General features: G+C 47.2%; 18 protein-coding genes. 7 read left to right on the plus strand and 11 right to left on the minus strand.

Translation table 11 applies throughout. The features are described from left to right. Nucleotides 1-259: 259 nt before the first annotated feature. The gene (locus tag HQ865_RS23040) at nt 260-1,966 is read right to left on the minus strand and encodes a S41 family peptidase (protein WP_173417162.1); all 1,707 of its coding nucleotides are present in this window, start codon (nt 1,964-1,966) and stop codon (nt 260-262) included. A gap of 271 nt (nt 1,967-2,237) precedes the next feature. Beyond that, entirely contained in the window at nt 2,238-4,103 is a 1,866-nt protein-coding gene (locus HQ865_RS23045; protein WP_173417163.1) for a DEAD/DEAH box helicase, read from the minus strand. 181 nt (nt 4,104-4,284) lie between these two features. Between HQ865_RS23045 and HQ865_RS23050 the strand changes: the two genes are divergently transcribed. From HQ865_RS23050 to HQ865_RS23060, 3 genes are all read left to right on the plus strand, one after another. Further along, on the plus strand, nt 4,285-4,530 hold the full coding sequence (locus tag HQ865_RS23050; RefSeq protein ID WP_173417164.1) for a hypothetical protein: 246 nt from the start codon (nt 4,285-4,287) through the stop codon (nt 4,528-4,530). Nucleotides 4,531-4,584: 54 nt separating this feature from the next. Beyond that, complete coding sequence (locus HQ865_RS23055; RefSeq protein ID WP_173417165.1) at nt 4,585-5,145, plus strand: NUDIX domain-containing protein; 561 nt, start codon at nt 4,585-4,587, stop codon at nt 5,143-5,145. A gap of 108 nt (nt 5,146-5,253) precedes the next feature. Next, the gene (locus tag HQ865_RS23060) at nt 5,254-6,021 is read left to right on the plus strand and encodes a lysophospholipid acyltransferase family protein (RefSeq protein WP_173417166.1); all 768 of its coding nucleotides are present in this window, start codon (nt 5,254-5,256) and stop codon (nt 6,019-6,021) included. 119 nt (nt 6,022-6,140) lie between these two features. On the opposite strand, the gene pyrH is transcribed toward HQ865_RS23060, so the two are convergent. The 6 genes from pyrH to rplM form a co-directional block, all read right to left on the minus strand. Then, nucleotides 6,141-6,845, minus strand: a complete 705-nt coding sequence (gene pyrH / locus HQ865_RS23065) for a UMP kinase (protein ID WP_173417167.1) — start codon at nt 6,843-6,845, stop codon at nt 6,141-6,143. A gap of 49 nt (nt 6,846-6,894) precedes the next feature. Continuing rightward, nucleotides 6,895-8,010, minus strand: coding sequence for an N-acetylglucosamine-6-phosphate deacetylase (nagA, locus tag HQ865_RS23070; protein WP_173417168.1), 1,116 nt, complete (start codon nt 8,008-8,010; stop codon nt 6,895-6,897). A gap of 393 nt (nt 8,011-8,403) precedes the next feature. Then, entirely contained in the window at nt 8,404-9,243 is an 840-nt protein-coding gene (gene tsf / locus HQ865_RS23075) for a translation elongation factor Ts (RefSeq protein WP_173417169.1), read from the minus strand. Nucleotides 9,244-9,390: 147 nt separating this feature from the next. Further along, nucleotides 9,391-10,239 carry a 30S ribosomal protein S2 gene (rpsB, locus tag HQ865_RS23080; RefSeq protein ID WP_173417170.1) on the minus strand — a complete coding sequence of 283 codons (849 nt, stop codon included), beginning with the start codon at nt 10,237-10,239 and terminating at the stop codon, nt 9,391-9,393. A 21-nt stretch (nt 10,240-10,260) separates the two neighbouring features. After that, nucleotides 10,261-10,647 (minus strand): 30S ribosomal protein S9, encoded by a 387-nt coding sequence (gene rpsI / locus HQ865_RS23085; RefSeq protein WP_173417171.1) that lies wholly within the window; start codon nt 10,645-10,647, stop codon nt 10,261-10,263. A gap of 27 nt (nt 10,648-10,674) precedes the next feature. Continuing rightward, nucleotides 10,675-11,112 carry a 50S ribosomal protein L13 gene (rplM, locus tag HQ865_RS23090; protein ID WP_173417172.1) on the minus strand — a complete coding sequence of 146 codons (438 nt, stop codon included), beginning with the start codon at nt 11,110-11,112 and terminating at the stop codon, nt 10,675-10,677. 833 nt (nt 11,113-11,945) lie between these two features. Between rplM and HQ865_RS23095 the strand changes: the two genes are divergently transcribed. The 3 genes from HQ865_RS23095 to HQ865_RS23105 all read left to right on the plus strand — a co-directional run bounded on the left by HQ865_RS23095 (nt 11,946) and on the right by HQ865_RS23105 (nt 15,004). Next, nucleotides 11,946-13,484: a YifB family Mg chelatase-like AAA ATPase gene (locus HQ865_RS23095; RefSeq protein WP_173417173.1), complete on the plus strand. Its 1,539-nt coding sequence runs from the start codon at nt 11,946-11,948 to the stop codon at nt 13,482-13,484. Nucleotides 13,485-13,498: 14 nt separating this feature from the next. Next, nucleotides 13,499-13,918 (plus strand): hypothetical protein, encoded by a 420-nt coding sequence (locus HQ865_RS23100; RefSeq protein WP_173417174.1) that lies wholly within the window; start codon nt 13,499-13,501, stop codon nt 13,916-13,918. Nucleotides 13,919-14,083: 165 nt separating this feature from the next. After that, nucleotides 14,084-15,004, plus strand: coding sequence for a DOMON domain-containing protein (locus tag HQ865_RS23105; RefSeq protein WP_237073557.1), 921 nt, complete (start codon nt 14,084-14,086; stop codon nt 15,002-15,004). Nucleotides 15,005-15,051: 47 nt separating this feature from the next. On the opposite strand, the gene HQ865_RS23110 is transcribed toward HQ865_RS23105, so the two are convergent. The 3 genes from HQ865_RS23110 to HQ865_RS23120 form a co-directional block, all read right to left on the minus strand. Further along, complete coding sequence (locus HQ865_RS23110; protein WP_173417176.1) at nt 15,052-15,798, minus strand: energy transducer TonB; 747 nt, start codon at nt 15,796-15,798, stop codon at nt 15,052-15,054. A 66-nt stretch (nt 15,799-15,864) separates the two neighbouring features. Next, nucleotides 15,865-17,154: a GntT/GntP/DsdX family permease gene (locus HQ865_RS23115; RefSeq protein WP_173417177.1), complete on the minus strand. Its 1,290-nt coding sequence runs from the start codon at nt 17,152-17,154 to the stop codon at nt 15,865-15,867. Nucleotides 17,155-17,159: 5 nt separating this feature from the next. Further along, complete coding sequence (locus HQ865_RS23120) at nt 17,160-18,647, minus strand: gluconokinase (RefSeq protein WP_173417178.1); 1,488 nt, start codon at nt 18,645-18,647, stop codon at nt 17,160-17,162. Nucleotides 18,648-19,003: 356 nt separating this feature from the next. Here HQ865_RS23120 and HQ865_RS23125 point away from each other — a divergent pair, with 356 nt between their 5' ends. Next, nucleotides 19,004-19,681, plus strand: coding sequence for a hypothetical protein (locus HQ865_RS23125; protein WP_173417179.1), 678 nt, complete (start codon nt 19,004-19,006; stop codon nt 19,679-19,681). Nucleotides 19,682-19,901 lie beyond the last annotated feature (220 nt).

The raw sequence follows: 19,901 nt of genomic DNA on the forward strand, positions 1-19,901 counted from the left end.
TTAGAATGAGACTGTCAGTCTGAGCTTGTCGAAGACTGCGTGCTTAGGCCGACCCACCATGGTTAGACAGGTTCACCATGACATCCTGCCGAACTTGTATCGATTCCATTTGTGGCTAAAGCCTTTTGTTTTTACATTAAGCCCGTCCCATAAATGGGACGGCAATGAATAGGATTGTTTATTTCATTTCCGTTGGTTTTAACCAACGGATAATAAGCGGACCAAAGGGTGGCTTTAGCCCAAACACTCAAGTAACAGATTATTTCAATACCTCCAGCGCCTTTTTTAACACGCTATCTGTGCCATTATAAACATCATTAATATTCTTCTCCACAACTATCTGAGGAATTACACCTACACCCACAAATTCCTTACCGTCGGGATATGTTTCGCGGCGGGCGCAATAGCGGGCGGTGCCGCCGCCGGGTAGGGTAAGGCGCAAAGGCTGCCCGGTGCTACCGCCGCTTGGCTGGCCAATAATGCTGCCTCGCTTCATTGCATCAAAAGCAACGGCAAAATCCTCGGCGGCCGAGAAGGTGGCCGCGTTGATGAGCAGGGTTACCGGTTTGTTATAATAATGTTTTTTGTTGGGATACTCTATCGCTACACCGTTGCCCAGCATATTAGGTTCGGGCTGCCCCGGGGCTTTGTTCAGCGCGTTAAAAGTAACCTGGCTATGCGAGAACAGATCGAATTGTTTATCGGTAAGGTAAGCTAATATCTGGTTGCCTATGCCACTGTCGCCGCCGCCATTATCCCTGATATCAATCACCAGGCCCTTGGTTTTTTGTACCTGGGTAAATAGCGAATCGAATTGCTTAACAATCTTATCATCCTCAAAATTATGGATAGCCAGGTAGCCGATCCCGTTCAGTTCCTTGTATTCCATAGCTGGTAACGGCGCTACTTTAGGATAACCCGAACGCGGGATTGTAGCCGTAAATATCTTTCCTTTTCTATCTTTAAGTTCGAGATTTATGGGTTTGGATGCAGCCCCCGCCAACAACATATAGGTATAGGTACGCTGATCCAAATCCTGCGGGGTCGAACTGCTTTGGAATGGCCTTACGTTAGCATCTGCATATGCCTTAACCGGTTGGTGGTCTATACTGATCACTTCAAGCCCGGGTACTATGCCGGTTTTTTGCAGGCTATCATTAACTACTTTGGTGATATAAACATGGCCGCCTATCAATTCGGTCCGCACAGGTGGGCGGGAATAGATCTCGTTTGTCAGTTCTTTGGGGAAATAAACATTAGTGTGCCCGTCATGCAACTGGGCGTAAAATTTTTGCAGCACCTTGTAGTATTCCAACGTGCTTTTGGTGGCTTGTACCTGCGGGATATAATCAAGATAGGTTTGGTTCCAGTCTACGGTTAGCCTGTCAAAATAAGCAAAACCAAGCTTGGCCTGCGCCCATAGCAATGACAAACCCGCCAGCTTCTCGGTAGCAGACAGATCTGCCTTATAAGGCGTTTTAAAGGCGTCCCCTGCCCATAGTCCCGAACGTGCCTTGTAATGGTCTATCACAGCCATAAACTTAGGATCGGTTTTTAACTGTATAAAGGCCGAATCAGCCAGCATCTCTATAATATAAAAGGAAGTCCCTTCCTTATAATGCTCAGTTAGTGTAGCGGTAGCCAAATCGTTCTGCCCGTTTTTGGCATAGGCGTATACCATCTCACGCAGCACGTCTGATCGGCGGAACTTTAAATACATATTGGTTTCGGCCATTTTTTTAATAGCCGGGCTATCCAAAAATCTGATAGAGCGTTTCAGCACACCGATGCCCTGCTCAATATCCTGCTTTGTAGCGTGGTCTTTGTTGTATAAATGCCGGGCGGTATCGCGCTGGCGTTGTACAAAATCGGCAGCCAGGTTCCCCGGCGTTCCTTGCTGGGCGAACAAAGGCAGCGAAAATGCTGATGCTAAAACAAATAAAGCGATGCGCAGGGGTGTTTTCATTGAATAATAGTTAAGGTAATGCGGTGATAATAGAAAATATGATGCCATCTATTTAAGTAGCTAATAATAAGATTTTTATGCGTGGTACAGGCTGCTCTGCCTGTATCGTATCCGAACAGTGACCGTTCGCTTACAGCGGGGCACAAAAAACAAAAGCCCCGCTGCTTACGCACCGAGGCTTTGTTAAACTAAACTAAAAACTGATCTTATTATAATGGATGGTTTTACGGCGGGCGATCTTACAATCCGCCGAAAACTCATGCATACTTTTTTAGAAGCGCCTGCGGCGTTCGCCACGGTCTTCTTTGCGTTTGCCCGAGAAATCGCGGAAACCGCCACCCGAGTTACCGCCATCGCGCTTATCGCCGTTGTAGAAATTGCGTTCGCCACGGTTGCCGTTATCACGGTCGCGGTTGCCACCATCCCTGCGGAAGCCACCGCCGCTGTTGCCGCCATAGCTTCTGCGCTCGCCACCACGGTTGCCACCATCACGGCGCTCACTTACGCCCTCGCCGGCAATTTCAATACGAACTTCGCGACCCTGGAAATCGGCGCTTTTAAAGCCCGACTGAACCTTTTCTACCTCATCATGCGGTACCTCGAAGAACGAGTACACACCTTTAACATCTATTTTACCAACGGTGCGGCCGCTGATCTTTGTGGTGTTGCAAATGTAACCCAGCAAATCGCCACGGCTAAAGCCATCTACCGAACCCAGGTTAATGAACAGGCGGGTAAAATCGCCGCGTACACCGGTACGGGCAAATTTTTCGCCACCCTCGCCGCGCTCTTTACCAAAGCGGTCGTCGGCAGGGGCGTTCAGGTCTGGCGCGTTCTTATAATATTCTAAGAAGCTATTGAACTCCAGCGAAGCAAAACGCTTAATTACATCCTCTTTGCTCAGGTCGGCAAATTCGGCCATAATGCGCGGGATGTATTGTTCAATCTGCTGCTCGTTCACTTCTACATTGTGCACCTTATGTACCAGGGCGAACAGTTGTTTCTCGCAAACATCAAAACCGGTAGGTATCTCGGCCTTAATGAATTTTTTACCGATAACACGCTCTATCTGGCGGATCTTACCCAACTCTTTCGAGTTGATGATGGCGATAGATACACCTGTTTTACCGGCACGCGCGGTACGGCCGCTACGGTGGGTATAGTTCTCTATCTCATCCGGTAACGAGTAGTTAATAACGTGTGTAACGTCGTTAACGTCGATACCACGGGCGGCAACGTCTGTAGCAATTAACAGCTGCAGGCTGCGTTCGCGGTAGCGTTTCATTACCTTATCGCGCTGTTGCTGCGAAAGGTCGCCGTGCAGGCTATCGGCATTGTAGCCATCTTTAATTAAAGACTCGGCAATTTCCTGCGTTTCAATTTTTGTACGGCAAAAAACAATACCGAATATCTCGGGATTGAAATCTACTATACGTTTAAAGGCGGCATATTTATCGCGGGCACGCACTACATAGTACTCGTGCTCGATATTGGCGTTGCCGGTATTTTTTTCGCCCATGGTCAACTCAAATGGGTTGTCCATGTATTTTTTTGCTATGCGGCGTACTTCGCTTGGCATAGTGGCCGAGAATAACCAGGTCTTTTTCTCGTCGGGTGTGGTTGACAGGATACTATCAATATCTTCCTGAAAGCCCATATTAAGCATTTCATCAGCCTCGTCTAAAACTACATACTGCACAGCCGAAAAATCAATAGCCTTACGGTTAATGATATCCAGCATACGGCCGGGTGTAGCCACAACAATTTGTACGCCACGTTTGATGGTGCGTAACTGATCTGAGATACTAGCGCCGCCATATACCGCTACAACATTTACGTTGCGCATGTTTTTGGCATAATTTTTCAGATCGTTGGTGATCTGTAAACAAAGTTCGCGTGTGGGGCACAGTACAAGTGCTTGCGGATGATTTTCTTCGAAATCAAGCAATTCTAACAAAGGCAGGCCAAAGGCAGCAGTTTTACCGGTCCCGGTTTGGGCTAATCCGACAAAATCGTTGCTGCCTGTTAACAATACCGGGATCGACTGTTCCTGGATTGGCGTTGGGTTTTCAAACCCTAACTCAGAGATGGCATTAACAATATCATGACGGATCCCAAGATTACTAAATGGGTTCATGAATTAAAATAACGTATTTGACAACATTGTCAAATCGGCTGCAAAGGTAAGGTTAAATAGGCGCATTTCAAATAGTGTCACATTTAATTGTTAAAACACTGATATAATGACAGTTGAATGATAAAAATAAGTCGATAGTCAATTGAACTTTATAATTATTATATTTGTTTTAACCGTTAGTATGAAAACAGAGGCCATAAAATTTGACCTGCATGATAAGATAGACCATGCAGATGTTCACCAGTTGGAAGACCTGCACGCGCTGGTAACTAATTACCTTAAAGGCGATTCGGCAGATAATGGCTGGGATACCCTATCGAAATCAATGCAGGATAAATTATCAAAGAGTATCCAACAGGTAGATGCCGGTTTGGGTACACCTGCCAGAGATGTGATAGGGGATATAAAATCGAATGTATTGATCTAAATTCATTCAGAATATTTCAGAGCTATTTCCACATTCTTCTCTATTTTCACCACCATGCAACATCCCGAAGACAACCCCTGGAAAATAGTATCCGAAAAAGAGATATATACCAACCCATGGATAGCCCTTACCGAGTACCAGGTGATCAACCCATCGGGCAACCCGGGTATTTATGGCAAGGTACATTTCCATACGGTAGCCATTGGCATTGTACCGCTTGATGAGGATATGAATACCTATTTGGTGGGCCAGTATCGCTTTGCTCCCGATGAATATAGCTGGGAGATACCCGAAGGCGGCGGTTTGCTGGGGATAGACCCGCTTGATTCGGCTAAGCGCGAACTGCTGGAAGAGACCGGTTTGAAAGCGACCGACTGGAAGGAAGTGCTGCGCATGCACCTTTCTAACTCGGTAAGTGATGAATTGAGCATTGTTTATATTGCCCGCGGCCTGGCACAGTTTGAAGCTGAACCTGAAGATACCGAGCAATTGATTGTAAAGAAGGTGCCGTTTAGTGAAGTATATGATATGGTTTGCCGTGGCGAGATCAAAGATTCGATAACCGTAGGCGCGGTATTGAAAGTGCAACTGATGATTATGGAGGGGAAGTTATAGCCAAGCCCCGGCCCTCTAAAGGGGGAGCAGAATACCTGCTGTATTCAAAACTTGTTATATTTGCTTCAAAATTAAAATCACTCCCCCTTTAGGGGGGCCGGGGGCTTCATGAGAAAACTTTTAGGCTATATACTTTCACCTATTCATTATATCGGCTTCGGGCTGGCATTGTTGATATTTCATCCCATACAGTGGGTGTGCTTCCATTGGTTTGGTTACAAGGCGCACAAACGCTCGGTTGATATACTGAACTGGTTTTTAAAAGGCAGCTACTACCTGCTGGGTAATACCGTAACCTTTGTTAATAAGCAAAACTTGCCGGTGGGCCGCCCGATAATTTTTATGGCTAATCACCAAAGTACATATGATATTCCCCCGCTTATCTGGTACCTGCGTAAATACCACGCCAAATTTATTTCTAAAATAGAGCTGGCTAAGGGCATCCCGTCCATCTCCTTTAATTTGCAGCATGGCGGCGGCGCTAATATCGACAGGAAGGATAACCGGCAGGCTATTGGCGAATTGGTAAAGCTGGGCACCCGCATGCACGAAAACAAATGGTCGGCAGTGATATTCCCTGAGGGGACACGGGGTAAGGACGGCAAGGTAAAGATGTTCCAGGGCGGCGGACTTGGCGCACTGCTGAAGAAGTGCCCGGAGGCCCTGATCGTACCGGTAGCTATCAGCAACTCGTGGAAGGTAGTACAATACGGACAGTTCCCGTTGAATACCTTTATAGCCATGCACTGGGAGGTTTTAGAACCCATAGAACCAGGCAGCGCCACCGCTAACGAACTGGCGCTGATAGTTGAAAGCAAGATAAAGGCACACCTTGGTCAGCAGGAGCCTTTGGCTACCGAAGATTCGTTAATGTGATGTAATACTCATTTTTCCCAATATATTCTAAAACAAAAAGAGCAGCATTAAGCCGCTCTTTTTGTTTTATGTCAATGAAACTAATCTCTAATCAACCAATCACTAATCTCAGCTAAGCCCTACTTCACCAGCGTACCGATAGGGTTACCTTCGGCAATCTGCATAAAGTTACCGGGTTTGTTCATATCAAATACAATGATCGGCAGTTTGTTTTCCTGGCAAAGGGTAATGGCGGTCATATCCATTACGTTAAGGCCTTTATCGTATACTTCCTGGAAGCTGATCTCATCGTAACGGGTGGCAGATGGGTCTTTCTCCGGATCGGCGGTGTAAATGCCGTCAACACGGGTGCCTTTTAGCACTACATCGGCTTTTATTTCGATAGCGCGCAGCGAGGCGGCGGTATCGGTAGTAAAATATGGGTTACCAGTACCGGCACCGAAGATCACGATCTTGCCTTCCTGCAGATGGTGCATGGCCCGGCGGCGTATGTATGGCTCGCAGATCTGCTCCATTTTAATGGCCGATTGCAGGCGGGTTTCCACACCGATGGTCTCCAGGGCGTTTTGCATGGCCATACAGTTAATTACCGTGGCCAGCATACCCATATAATCGGCCTGGGCGCGCTCCATGCCCGATTTCTCGGCGCTCAAGCCCCTGAAGATATTACCGCCACCAACAACCAATGCAATCTCGATACCTTTATCGTGCACGTTTTTAATATCATGGGCGTATTGCAATACCTGGTTATTGTCGATACCGTACTGGCGTTCGCCCATCAGCGATTCGCCGCTTAATTTCAGTAATATCCTTTTGTATTTCATCAGGGTGAGATTTTGGCAAAAATATATAAATATAATTATTGTTAAAATTTTATCTCGGCGATGTTAATTCGCCGTTAAGCACAACATGCTGCACTTCAAAATTGTTGTTAAATACCAGTAGATCTGCAATATAACCAGCCTCTATTTTTCCCTTATCTTTTAAGCCTGCCAACCGCGCGGGATACAAGCTTGCCATGTTAACGGCGTCGGGCAGCGAAATGTTGGCCTTATCTACACAATTTTTTATGGCTTTAAGCATGGTAAGCGCCGAACCCGATATCGTTCCGTTCATTACATAATGATCGCCGTTCAAGCGGTGCTGATGGGTGCCCTCATTGGTTTCGGTAACTGCGTCGGTAATCAGGAACAGCTTATCGCCCAGTTGGCGCTTGGCCATAGCTATCATAGGGTAGCTTACGTGTATGCCGTCGGCTACGATGCTGGTGTATGGTTGCTTTTCAAAAATGGCGGGGATAATGCCCGGCGCGCGGTGATGCATTTGCGGCATGGCATTAAATAAATGCGTTGCGGCTTTTATCCGGCCATCAAAAAAAGCCGAAGCTTGTTCATAGCTGGCATCGGTATGCCCGGCAGATACAATTACGCCCTGGCTGTGCAGGTAATCTATTACCTCCTCGTCTTGCAGTTCAGGTGCAAGGGTAATCATTTTGATTACGCCTTCGCCCATCTCTATCCATCTTTTTACTTCGGCCAGTGCAGCCTTGCGGATAAATTCTTCGGGGTGCGCGCCTTTACGTTTGGGGTTAAAGTAAGGGCCTTCAATATGCAAGCCTAAAAAGTTGCCTATAGCTTGTTTAGCATAAGCTTTGCCGGCAAGTATGCCCCTTTCTATTACCTCGTTGGTATTGGTTGCCGCGGTAGCTAAAAAACCGGTGGTGCCTTGTTTCAAAAAGTCGGTTTCCATTTGGTGCAGCGCTTCGATAGAAGGCGCACCGCTGAATAGTTGGCCACCGCTGCCATACACTTGCAGGTCTATCAAGCCGGGAGCAAGGTAGGCGTTATTAAGGTCGATGCGTTTGGCATTTGCGGGGATATCTGTATCGGGTAAAATGGCTGCTATTTTGCCGTTTGCTATCAATACGGCTTTCCCGGTGATGGTTTCACCGTTGGTGATGATCTGGGCGTTATGGAAGGCTGTTTGCATAATTGCTTTTACCAATTTGTCATTGCGAGCGATAGCGCGGCAATCTCGTAGTTCTCAGGTCAGTTAGTAATGAAAGTTCGTCTGCTCATAGCCGCAGTGGCCTATTACTTTTTTCTTTAAAAAAAAGTAACAAAAATTCAAGACAGCAAAAATGCTTCCTTTGCCGCGCGTGGCCTTTGCCCTGCAAACCGGGCAGAACCACAGGGCCGAACCTTGATGCCCCTGCTTCGCACTCGCAAGCCCTTCGCTTCGGGCACCAAGCTAATGCCCTTTCCCGCGGCACAGGGCACCCAGTTCTGCCCGCTTTCGCCCGGAAGCTGTTTTGCTGTCGCGGAGCACAAAACAAAAGGTCAAAAAAAATCCCCCCTCACATTGTGAGGGGGGATTTAAATATTAAGCTCCTAAAGCTACTCGCTTAAAGGCGGTAACGGTAAGGCCTTTTTCAACTGTCGCTAAAAACTGAGCAACGGTTTTAGATGAATCTTTAACAAACTCCTGGTTTAACAGGGTGCTGTCTTTGTAAAACTTGTTCAGTTTACCGGCAGCTATCTTTTCAACCATTTCTTCTGGTTTGCCTTCCTGGCGGATCACGTCTTTAGCAATCTCCAGTTCACGCTCGATAGTAGAAGCGTCAACACCATCTTTATCGATAGCGATAGGGTTCATCGCGGCAATTTGCATAGCTACGTCTTTACCGGCTTCTTCAGCACCGGCTGCATCAGCGCTTAAAGCAACCAATACACCTAAGCGGTAGTTACCGTGGATGTAGGCAACAACTTTATCGCCGGTAACAACTTCGTATTTAGATACACCGATCTTCTCGCCGATTTTACCGGTTTGTTCGATGCAAGCTTCAGCAATAGCAGTACCATTAACAGTAGCCTGGTTTAAAGCCTCAAGGTTAGCTGGATTTTGCTCAACAGCGGCGTCAGCAATTGAATTGGCGAAAGCGATGAAATCAGCGTTTTTAGCCACGAAGTCGGTTTCGCAGTTCAATTCGATGATCACGCCGGTTTTGCCATCGGCGCTGGTGCGCGCAATAACAACACCTTCGTTGCTGTCGCGATCCTGACGGCTGGCGGCAACTTTAGCGCCTTTTTTCCTTAAAAAATCGACTGCAGCTTCAAAATCACCGTTAGTTTCGGTTAAAGCTTTTTTGCAATCCATCATACCGGCACCAGTTTGCTGGCGCAGTTTATTTACATCCGATGCAGAAATTTGTACTGTGGACATTTTTTTGTGTTTTAAATGTTGTAATGTTTACGGGTTACAATTTGCAAATCAACTGTTAACCCAATATTTCTTTTAAAATAAAAGTCGTAAGTCTAAAGTTCGCGAAGTCTATAAGACTTACGACCTAAGACTTACGACTATATTTAATTACTCTTCTGTAGCTTCAGGAGCATCAGCAGCCGGGGCAGCTTCAACTTCAGCAGTTACGCGTTTCCTTTTACCACCTTCGGCAGGGGCTTCAGTTGCAGGGGCATCAATTTTAGTTTTTGCCGCTACTGCTTCTTTCTCTGCTTCGTCTTCTTTCTCGCGTTTGCGCTCGTCTAAACCTTCCTGTATCGCCTGGATGATAACGCCGGTGATCAATGAAATTGATTTTGTAGCGTCGTCGTTAGCAGGGATAGGGAAATCGATGTTTGAAGGATCAGAGTTAGTATCAACCATTGCAAAGGTTGGGATGTTTAATTTTAATGCTTCAGAAACAGCGATGTGCTCTTTCTTCACGTCGATCAGGAATAAAGCCGCAGGTAAACGGTTCAGATCAGAGATACCGCCTAACAGGCTCTCTAATTTGATACGCTCACGCTGTATCATCAGGCGCTCTTTTTTAGAAAGATTGCCATAAGTACCGTCTTTAGTCAGTTTATCGATGTTAGACATCTTTTTGATTGACTTGCGTACGGTAGCGAAGTTGGTTAACATACCACCTAACCAACGCTCGGTTACGAAAGGCATGTTTACTGATTTCGCGTAATCGGCTACGATATCCTTAGCCTGTTTTTTGGTAGCTACGAATAATACCTTGCGGCCCGATTTTACAATTTGTTTTATAGCTGTAGCAGCTTCTTCAACCTTTACTAAGGTTTTGTTCAAGTCGATAATGTGGATACCGTTGCGCTCCATAAAAATGTACTGAGACATTTTTGGATCCCATTTGCGGGTAAGGTGGCCAAAGTGTACACCTGCATCCAGTAAATCCTGATATGTTGTTCTTGCCATTGTTGTGTCCTCCTTAAAATATTAACGTTTACTGAATTGGAATCTCTTACGTGCTTTCTTGCGGCCTGGTTTCTTACGCTCAACCATACGGTCATCGCGGGTCATGATACCTTTAGCACGCAGCGCTGGTTTCTTTTCAGCATCCAGTTCAACAATAGCTTTAGCAATGGCTAAACGAACGGCCTCTGCCTGTCCTTTTACGCCACCACCAGCAACGTTAACCTGCACATCGTACTGGCCGGCTGTGCCCGATACTTCGGTAGCCTGGTTAACGATGTACTGCAACGGCAATGTTGGGAAGTACTCTTTGTAATCTTTACCATTTACGGTAACTGCGCCGCTACCTGCTGTAAGGTAAATGCGGGCAACGGCTGTTTTTCTTCTGCCTGAAGTGTTAGTTGTTGGCATTTTCTTTTTTCTCCTTTAATAATTAGGTTAAACGGCTTTAGGGTTCTGACCAGCATGAGGATGCTCGGCACCGGCATAAACATGCAGGTTACCATACAACGCACGGCCCAAACGATTTTTAGGTAACATACCACGCACGGCTTTTTCAATTACGCGTGTTGGATGTTTTGCCATTAACTCCTTAGGAGAAATGAAACGCTGACCACCTGGATAACCAGTGTAAGACACGTAGGTCTTATCGCTGAATTTGTTTCCGGTCAGTTTTACCTTGTCTGCATTGATAACGATAACGTTATCGCCGCAGTCTACGTTCGGGGTGAACTCTGGCTTGTGTTTACCACGGATCATCATAGCGATCTTAGTAGACAAGCGCCCCAAGATCTCGCCTTCAGCGTCAACAACAACCCATTGTTTGTTAACGGTTTTTTTGTTGGCAGAGACAGTTTTGTAACTTAACGTATTCACTTGCTTTAAATTAAATTAATTAAACGTTTTTAATACCCCGTATTTTCGGGACTGCAAAGATACGCTTATTTGTTTAATTTACAAGGGGGTGTGGTGGAAATTGTTGAAAAAAGTTAACAATGGGTATTGTGGTGATTTAACCACGGAGGACACATAGGGGGAAGCACGGAGAGCACAGCGGGTTTTGCGGGCTTTATTTATGGAGACACGAAGTATCGTGTCTTTACATTTGTTTGCCTGGAGATAAAAAAGGCATATTCCCGTAGAGACACGATATTTCGTGTCTCTGGTCTGATCTAATAGTTATATTTTTTAACAAAAACGCTTATTTCCCGGCACAATTATATTATATCCTTTTACTATTATGCGCTTATGATGGGTATACGCCACTATCGCTAATTGGCGCGGGTGTGTAGTGCCGGCTAAAACGGGGAAATACTCGTTCCTTACAAGAAATAAGTTTAGTTAATCTCCCCAATTTTTCGTATATTGTATCAAACATCCATTGCTGCAATTCCATTGTACGATCTTCGCAAAAGCCGCTTTTTTAGATCTATCTAACTCTCCAAATTATATTTTGTAAAACAGGGCTTCGGCAAACAGCAAAAACCAATAGTTCTTTAATGTTAATTACCGCAAAAGTGCCACTAAAAGGCGCAGTATAAGTTTCGTGTACTATGCGCCTATAATTATTGGCAAACGGGATTGAAAACGATCAGGGCATATTTTCAATTTCTGAAAAAGTTTTTATGATAAGATTCTACATGTGGCCAGTCCCGCTCTTGCTTATCCCCTAAAATGCCTTTATCTTTCGCTGATTAAACTTTAGCACATTGTTAGTAAAAACTTTTGGCAGCGCGGTTTATGGCATCCAGGCCATTACGATCACCATCGAGGTGAATATCGCTGCCGGCACCAAATATTTTATCGTCGGGCTCCCCGATATAGCGGTTAAAGAAAGCTACTTCCGTATCGAATCGGCACTGAAAAACTGTGGTTACAAAATGCCCCGCCAGCAGGTGGTGGTCAACATGGCCCCTGCCGACATCCGCAAGGAGGGCTCGGCTTACGATCTCACTATCGCCACCGGCATACTGGCCGCCTCGGGCCAGGTGCAGGATACCGAACTGGATAAATACCTCATCATGGGCGAGCTTTCGCTGGACGGCAGCCTGCAACCCATTAAAGGCGCGCTGCCCATTGCCATACAAGCCCGAAAGGACGGCTTTAAGGGTTTTATCCTGCCCGTGCAAAATGCCCGCGAGGCCGCCATTGTAAACGATATTGAAGTATACGGCGTAGAAAGCATTAAACAGGTGGTGGACTTTTTTAACGGCGACGGCAACCTGAAGCCCACCGTTGTAAACACCCGCGACGAATTCTTCGATAGCCTGAGCAATTACGACAGCGACTTTAGCGATGTACGCGGACAGGAAAACATCAAGCGCGCGCTGGAAATTGCCGCAGCGGGTGGCCATAACGTGATACTGATCGGTCCGCCGGGAGCAGGGAAGACCATGCTGGCCCGGCGGTTGCCATCTATCCTGCCGCCCTTGAGCCTGCACGAATCGCTGGAGACCACCAAGATCCATTCGGTAGCGGGCAAGCTTTCGGCAACCGACTCGCTGGTAACCGTGCGGCCGTTCCGCAGCCCGCACCATACCATTAGCGACGTGGCTTTGGTAGGCGGCGGTGGCAACCCGCAACCGGGCGAGATCTCGCTGGCGCACAACGGCGTTTTGTTTTTAGATGAACTGCCGGAATTTAAGCGCAGTGCCTTAGAGGTAATGCGCCAGCCGCTGGAAGAACGCCGCGTAACCATATCGCGCGCCAAGTTCACGGTTGATTACCCGAGTAGTTTTATGTTGGTGGCCAGTATGAACCCCTGTCCATGCGGCTATTATAACCACCCAGAGAAGGAATGTATCTGTCCGCCGGGCGTAGTGCAGAAGTACCTGAGCAAGATCTCCGGTCCGCTTTTAGACCGGATAGACCTGCACGTAGAAGTTACCCCGGTAAACTTTAACGAACTGGCGTCCGACCGCCTGGCCGAGAAGAGCGAACTGATCCGCGACCGTGTAATAAAAGCCCGCGAGGTGCAGCAGGAGCGCTTCGGCAATAAGCCCGATCTGCATGCCAACGCCCAGATGAGCCCGCAAATGGTACGCGATATCTGCAAGATCAGCACCGCCGGGCAGGCCCTGTTGAAAAAAGCAATGGAAAAACTGGGTTTATCAGCCCGCGCTTATGATCGTATCCTGAAGGTAGCCCGCACCATTGCCGATTTGGCCGGCAGCGAGGAGATATTGCTGGAGCATTTGGCCGAGGCGATACATTTCAGGAGTTTGGACAGAGAGGGTTGGGCGGGGTAATCAGAAAACACACAATGATAGAGATCGCACATGATGTAACAATAACAGATAAGGCGGATGTAACATTTAACGCTTATATATTTGCCGCTTATCATAACAATAGCACCACACTAAGTATGATTAGTAGCCGTATTAATTTCATGGATATTCCTGGTACCGATTTTCTTGATTGCCTGACCACACTAAGGGAAGAACTGGAAGAGCAAGGGTTGTTTATATTATGCCAGGGTGCTGCTAAAAATGTTCGCCCGTCAGGCATGAGCCGGAGTATGAGCAATGGTTTAAGCGCATATCGCTTTGAGATGGGAAAGAAAACTTCGATGGAGGATTTGGTATACATTTTTGACCCGGCCCCTATTGAAATTGTTGGTACAATTGCAGAGCAAGAGGATTTTTTTATGCAGTGGCTTAATAACCTCCGTAAACTAAGCTGAATTTCTCATCTACAAAAAACCCCGTTCTGTCGCATTTTTGTTACCAGTCGTCTACTTCGTTTTTTTGAATGCATTTATCTGCTTGCTTTGGGATATAATTTAATTACACAATAGACCCTGATCAAATTTAACTGAATGAACAAATTAAAAACAATGTGCCTAACAATGGCACTGTGCACAGGCGCTGCGGCATACGCGCAAAAAGGAGGCAACATACAGGAGGGCAGCGTACGCGCGCCACTGAATGTTAAGATAGACGGCAAACTGAACGAATGGAACGACGATTTCCAGGCGGTGAACAAAACCACGCTGCTTACTTACTCCATCACCAACGATGATAATTACCTGTACCTGGTATTAAAAACGGCCGACCAAACGGCCAGCCGTAAGATCACCGCCGGCGGTATCAGTTTCACCATTAATACCGCCAATAAAAAGAAGGAGCAGGACGCCTTTAAACTGGTTTACCCCATGATTGATGGCAACGCTATGCGCGGCGCATTTCAGCGCCCCGGCGGGCAAGGTGGTCAGGGCGGTCCTCCGGCCGGCGCTGTGGTTGTTGTTGGCGGTATGGCCGGTGGCGGCATGGGCGGTGGGCGTCCGTTCCAGATGGATTCGGCTACACTGGCAAGTATGCACAAAGCCACTATCGATGCCGCTAAGGAAATTAAACTGTTCGGCTTTAAGGATATTGCCGATAGCGTGATCTCGGTTTATAACGAGTATAATATTAAGGCGGCCATTGGTTACGATGCCAAAGGGGCATTAACTTACGAGATGGCTGTGCCATTAAAATCGCTTGGCCTATCAACCGATAGCCCTAAAGAGTTTGCTTATAACATTAAAGTAAACGGCATACAAATGCGCATGGGGCCCGATGGGGGCCACGGGTTTGGTGGTGGCGGTATGGGCGGCGATGGACCGCGCGGCGGCGGCGAAATGCGTGTTGATGTTGTACGTGTTGACGGTGGCGGCGGTAGTTTCGGCGGCGGCCAGGGCGGCCCTCCTCCGGGTGCGTTCGCGGCTATGCAAAGCATGTTTTCGCCAACCGATTTCTGGGGGAAATATACGCTTGCTAAAAAGTAAATCAACAAACAAGCCCCGAATTTAACGGGGCTTGTTTGTTATTAGCTCTAAAACAACCGGATGGGCACTTTGCAAATGCTTTTAACCGGCTTTCCATCCATCATAGCGGGCAACCATATCATATCTGTTTGCTTTACAAGCGCAACAATAGCTTCATTATCGATGTTTTTTATCGATTTGATCAGGTGAAAATCCGATAGGTGCCCCTGCTCGTCAACAGTAAAGGCGATGGTAGCTGCTCCCTCTACTTCTTCAAATTTAGTGGCATGCGGCTCCTTAAACAAATCGATAAACTTATTGGTAAGGCACCGCAGGTCGCCCAGCAAAATAGGTGCCCGGCTCACACGGCTGTATAAGGTATCCCTGCCCTGTATTATTTTATAGGTCTGCACAGTATCGGTATTGGTGATCCGGTGGTACGTCAGCTGGCTCTTGTTAAAATCATACTCATCGGTTACCTCCTCATCAGTATAATATTTCCACACGCCGGTTTTTGCTCCCGCTTTGTAGTAGCCCTCTGCTATTAATTGTTCACGGATGTCGTATTCCCGCCAAAGGCTGTCTTTCAGATTGTTTTTATAAAAGCCCTTGTAGATAGGTATATAATTCCGCTGTCGCAAAAGCTTGTACTCGCCCTGCTTAACATGCGGATCATCGCGCAACACATAAAAGGCTTCCTTTACACCTTTCGACATATGATCTATCCCCATATACACCAGCTTTTGCGCACGCAATGCCTGCGATATGAATATAACGATACTTAAAATGAGTAATTTTTTGCAGCTGTTTTGCATTTAATAACAATAAGGTTTAGTTAGATAGCTATCCCGCTAATTTGTACGCAATATAGCAAGCGGATGTTATATCGCCGCGTTCAATATCATTACACCAATCAATCCCGATACAGAGATGATACACTCCATGGCCGTCCATGTGCGAAACGTTTGATTAACCGACAGGCCGAAGTATTCCTTAAACATCCAAAAGCCGGTATCGTTCACGTGCGATAACATCAGGCTGCCCGCGCCAACGGCCAGTACCATCAACTCGGGCGGGGTACCGTTATGAATAAGCGGCAGCACAATACCCGCCGCGGTAAGCGATGCCACGGTTGATGAACCCAGGGTAATGCGCAGCAGGGCCGCCAGTCCCCAACCTAATAAAAGGGGCGAGGCATGCCAGTCTTCGGCCAGGGTTTTTACCTGTTCGCCCACGCCGCTGTCAATCAATATTTGTTTAAAGGCCCCGCCGGCGGCAATAATGAGCAGGATCATGGTGATATTCTTCGCGCCCTCCACACAACTTTCCATGGCGTTTTTTAGGGATACCTGTAATATCAGCAGGATAATTAAAACAGCTAACAGTAAAGCCAGCGTTGGGTCGGCCAGTACTTTACAATAGTAAGCCATCTGCCCGTTAAATACCAGCGAACCTACATTGCCGGCAATAATGAGGAATACCGGCATCAACGCTATCGCGAAGCTTTTTGTGGCCGATGGCAGGTGTTTACCCGGGTCGATCGTAATAGTATGATCATTTAGGTTAAGATGCTTAATGCTGATGGTCAACCGCGGGAAAAATACGCCCGCCAGCGTAGCCACCGGGATGCTGATGGCCAGTCCATACAGCAGTACCTTGCCAATATCAGCATGAAAGATGGATGCCAGCGCTACCGGCCCGGGGTGTGGCGGCAGGAAGCCGTGGGTGATGGATAAGGCCGCGATCATGGGCATCCCCACATACAATTTAGGCAGGCCTGTAGCCGAAGCAATACTAAATGCCAATGGCAACAACACAATAAACCCCGCGTTGTAAAACAGCGGGATACCCACCAAAATGCCCGTAAGCAAAGCCGCCCATTGGATATTTTTTATGCCGAACCATTTGATCAGCACATAAACAATACGCTCGGCAGCGCCATAATCCTCGGCCAGTTTACCTATCATGGCGCCCAGTGCTAATACCATAATGAGGCTGCCCAGCGTATTGCCAATGCCTGCGGTGATGGACGCCATTACTTTATCGGCCGGCATTTTTAGCAGCAGACCGGTGATGATGGATACGATGAGGAGGGCCAGCATCGGGTTCATCTTTTTAAAGATGAGCACCAGCAGGATCACGATACCCAGCAGTATATACAGTAAACTCATATCGGCTAATTATTTAATTGGTTAAGCTGGCGCATAGATGCACGGGTATCGGCATAAAGCTGTTTAAATATGGGGAACGTTTGGGCATAAAGCCGGTGATTACTCATATTAGGCTCTACTACGCTAAACTGTTCGGGAGCGGAGAGATCGGTGCCGGGATACAACACCTGCATGGCCAGGTACACCGCCCCAATAGCCGATGCGTCTTCCAGTTGCAGCATCACCAGTGTTTTGCCGGTGATATCAGCCAATAGCTGCATCCAAACATCCGAACTTACAAAACCGCCGCTCACATTCAGCTGGTTTATTTGTACCGATGCTTCCAGTGTCTGCAATACATCCTTCAGCGTGAAGCAAATGCCCTCTAAACCTGCCCGCAGGAAATGGGCCTGCGTATGCACGGGCTTCACGTTAAGGTAGGCGCCGCTGGCCCCGGCATCCCATAAAGGGGCGCGTTCGCCGTACAGGTAGGGTAAAAACACCAGCCCATCGCTGCCGGCAGGTATGCGGGCAATCTCGTTAAACAGGTTATCGTAATCCTTACTGCCGATGCCCGTGATGTTTAAAAAACTGCTCAACAGCCAGTTTACGGCAATGCCGCCATTGTTTACCGCCCCGCCGCTGATATAGGTTTTACCATCAAGCAGGTAGTTAAACGTCATCGACCCGAAGTTATAAACAGGTTTATTGCCGGTTACCCGTACCGCGCCACTGGTGCCAATAGTGAGGGCGGCAGTGCCCGGGGCAATGGCTAAACTGCCCAAATTAGCGCAGCAGCCATCAGTTGCGCCTATGATGAGTTTAGTTTCGGCAGGGATATTTAAAATCGCCGCCACGTCGGGCTTCATGCCCGAACGGATGTAGGTGGTATCAACCGGTTCGGAAAGTTTATTGGAATCGACCCCTGCAAAATTGCAGATTTCGCGGCTCCATTTCAGCCTGATGATATCGAACAAGCCATTGCCCGATGCCACACTGTAATCAACCTCAAAAATACCGAACACCTTATGCCAGATATATTCTTTTATCGAGATAAACTTATGCGCGCTGTTAAATAATTCCGGTTGGTTATCTTTTAGCCAGATCAGCTTGCACAGCGGCGACATGGGGTGTATGGGTGTGCCCGATGTACGATAAATATGCTCGCCCCCAACCGAATCGCGAATGCTTTGCGCGATGTGTTCGGCACGGGTATCGGCCCAGGTCATCATTGGGGCAAGGGCGTTGCCATCAGCATCCACAGGGATAAGGCTATGCATCACACAGCTAAAACTGATGCCTTCGGGCGATGATCGTAACTGACCAACTACATCGGCCACACATTTAATAAAAGCCTGGTATATCTGCTCCGGGTCTTGCTCGCTATGGCCGGCATGCGGCTGTTGGATGGGATAATGTTGTTTAACCGTAGCTAAAACGTTGCCGCCGGTACCCATAGCCACAGCTTTGGTGCTGCCGGTGCCGATATCTATCCCAAGTATGTATGATGGCATTAGTGGAGGTTTATTGGTTTGCTGAAAGGGGCTGCCTTATCGGAAATAAAGCTAACCTAATTTTTTAAGGTTTTAAACCCATTGTGGTGTGTTGTGGAAAAGGCCCTATCCTGTTCTGCATGGATCGGTTTTGCAGGCGGCTTTTTGTAGGGATGATTTAGGGTGGAAGGCGTAGTTTACAATATGCGAAAATCCCCTATTGAAAATAAACTACCAGGCGAGTGTAACGTTTTGGTTATCATTTTCGTCAATGCATTCAAATTATCCGGCGGCATTGCACTGCTCCCGGGTTATTGATACAATTAATAATTTATTTAATCAAAAACGGCGGGATGCCGTCTTATTTCTTAAACACAATGAAAAACAAATTTTTAACCTTAACCGCAATCGTAGCTGTTTTATTTTCGGCTTGTACTAAAGATGTCATCAACACCAAACCCGGCGAGGAAATAACCGGTGGCGATTACCAGTCTTTTGCCAAAGGATCCACCTGGCAATACCAAACATCGGTACACATACCGGGTACCAATAATGGCACCGAGGTAGAGAACAGCACCATCACCATGACCGATGGCCTGTATTACATGGACAACAAGACCTTTCACCTGGCCAAATCAACTACCGGCACCGAAACCGAGAACGCCTTTTTTGGCTATAACGAGCATGTGTACAGCATCCGCCAGGTTGATGAAACCGTTGGCAACGGCGAAAGCTTTACGCTGCCCTACTTAAATGCCGGCCTTGATGCCGGCGCCACCTGGACAACCACCGCCAGCATACCCGGCACCGCCGCGCAGGTACAGATAAAAACCACTATGGTTGAAAAAGGAATCAGCAAAACCATCCTTGGTAAAACCTATACCAATGTGATACATACCTGGGCCGAGATCCAATACAAGATCAATAACGCGTACCAAACTACACTGACGTATGATTTTTATATAGCGAAAGGTGTAGGGATGGTCGGCATTTACGCTAAAACACCTGCCGGGCCGTTGTCTGACACGGAGTTGGTGGGATATAGTATAAAATAGGTTTTACCAAATCTAAAAATTTGTCATTGAGTAATAACGTGGCAATCTCGTAGTATGCAGAGGAAAGCGACGAGATTGCCGCGTTGCACCGACAAGCTAAGCCCCATTGGCTACCCATGACATAATCCGCTAAGCAGGAATAAGTTCCATGTTCATTTCAAAGGCAAGTTTTTCTAAGTGTCTCTTTTTCTGTTGGATTAGGATGTTTTGATAAGCATCC

The sequence above is a fragment of the Mucilaginibacter mali genome (genome assembly GCF_013283875.1).
Lineage (GTDB): Bacteria > Bacteroidota > Bacteroidia > Sphingobacteriales > Sphingobacteriaceae > Mucilaginibacter > Mucilaginibacter mali.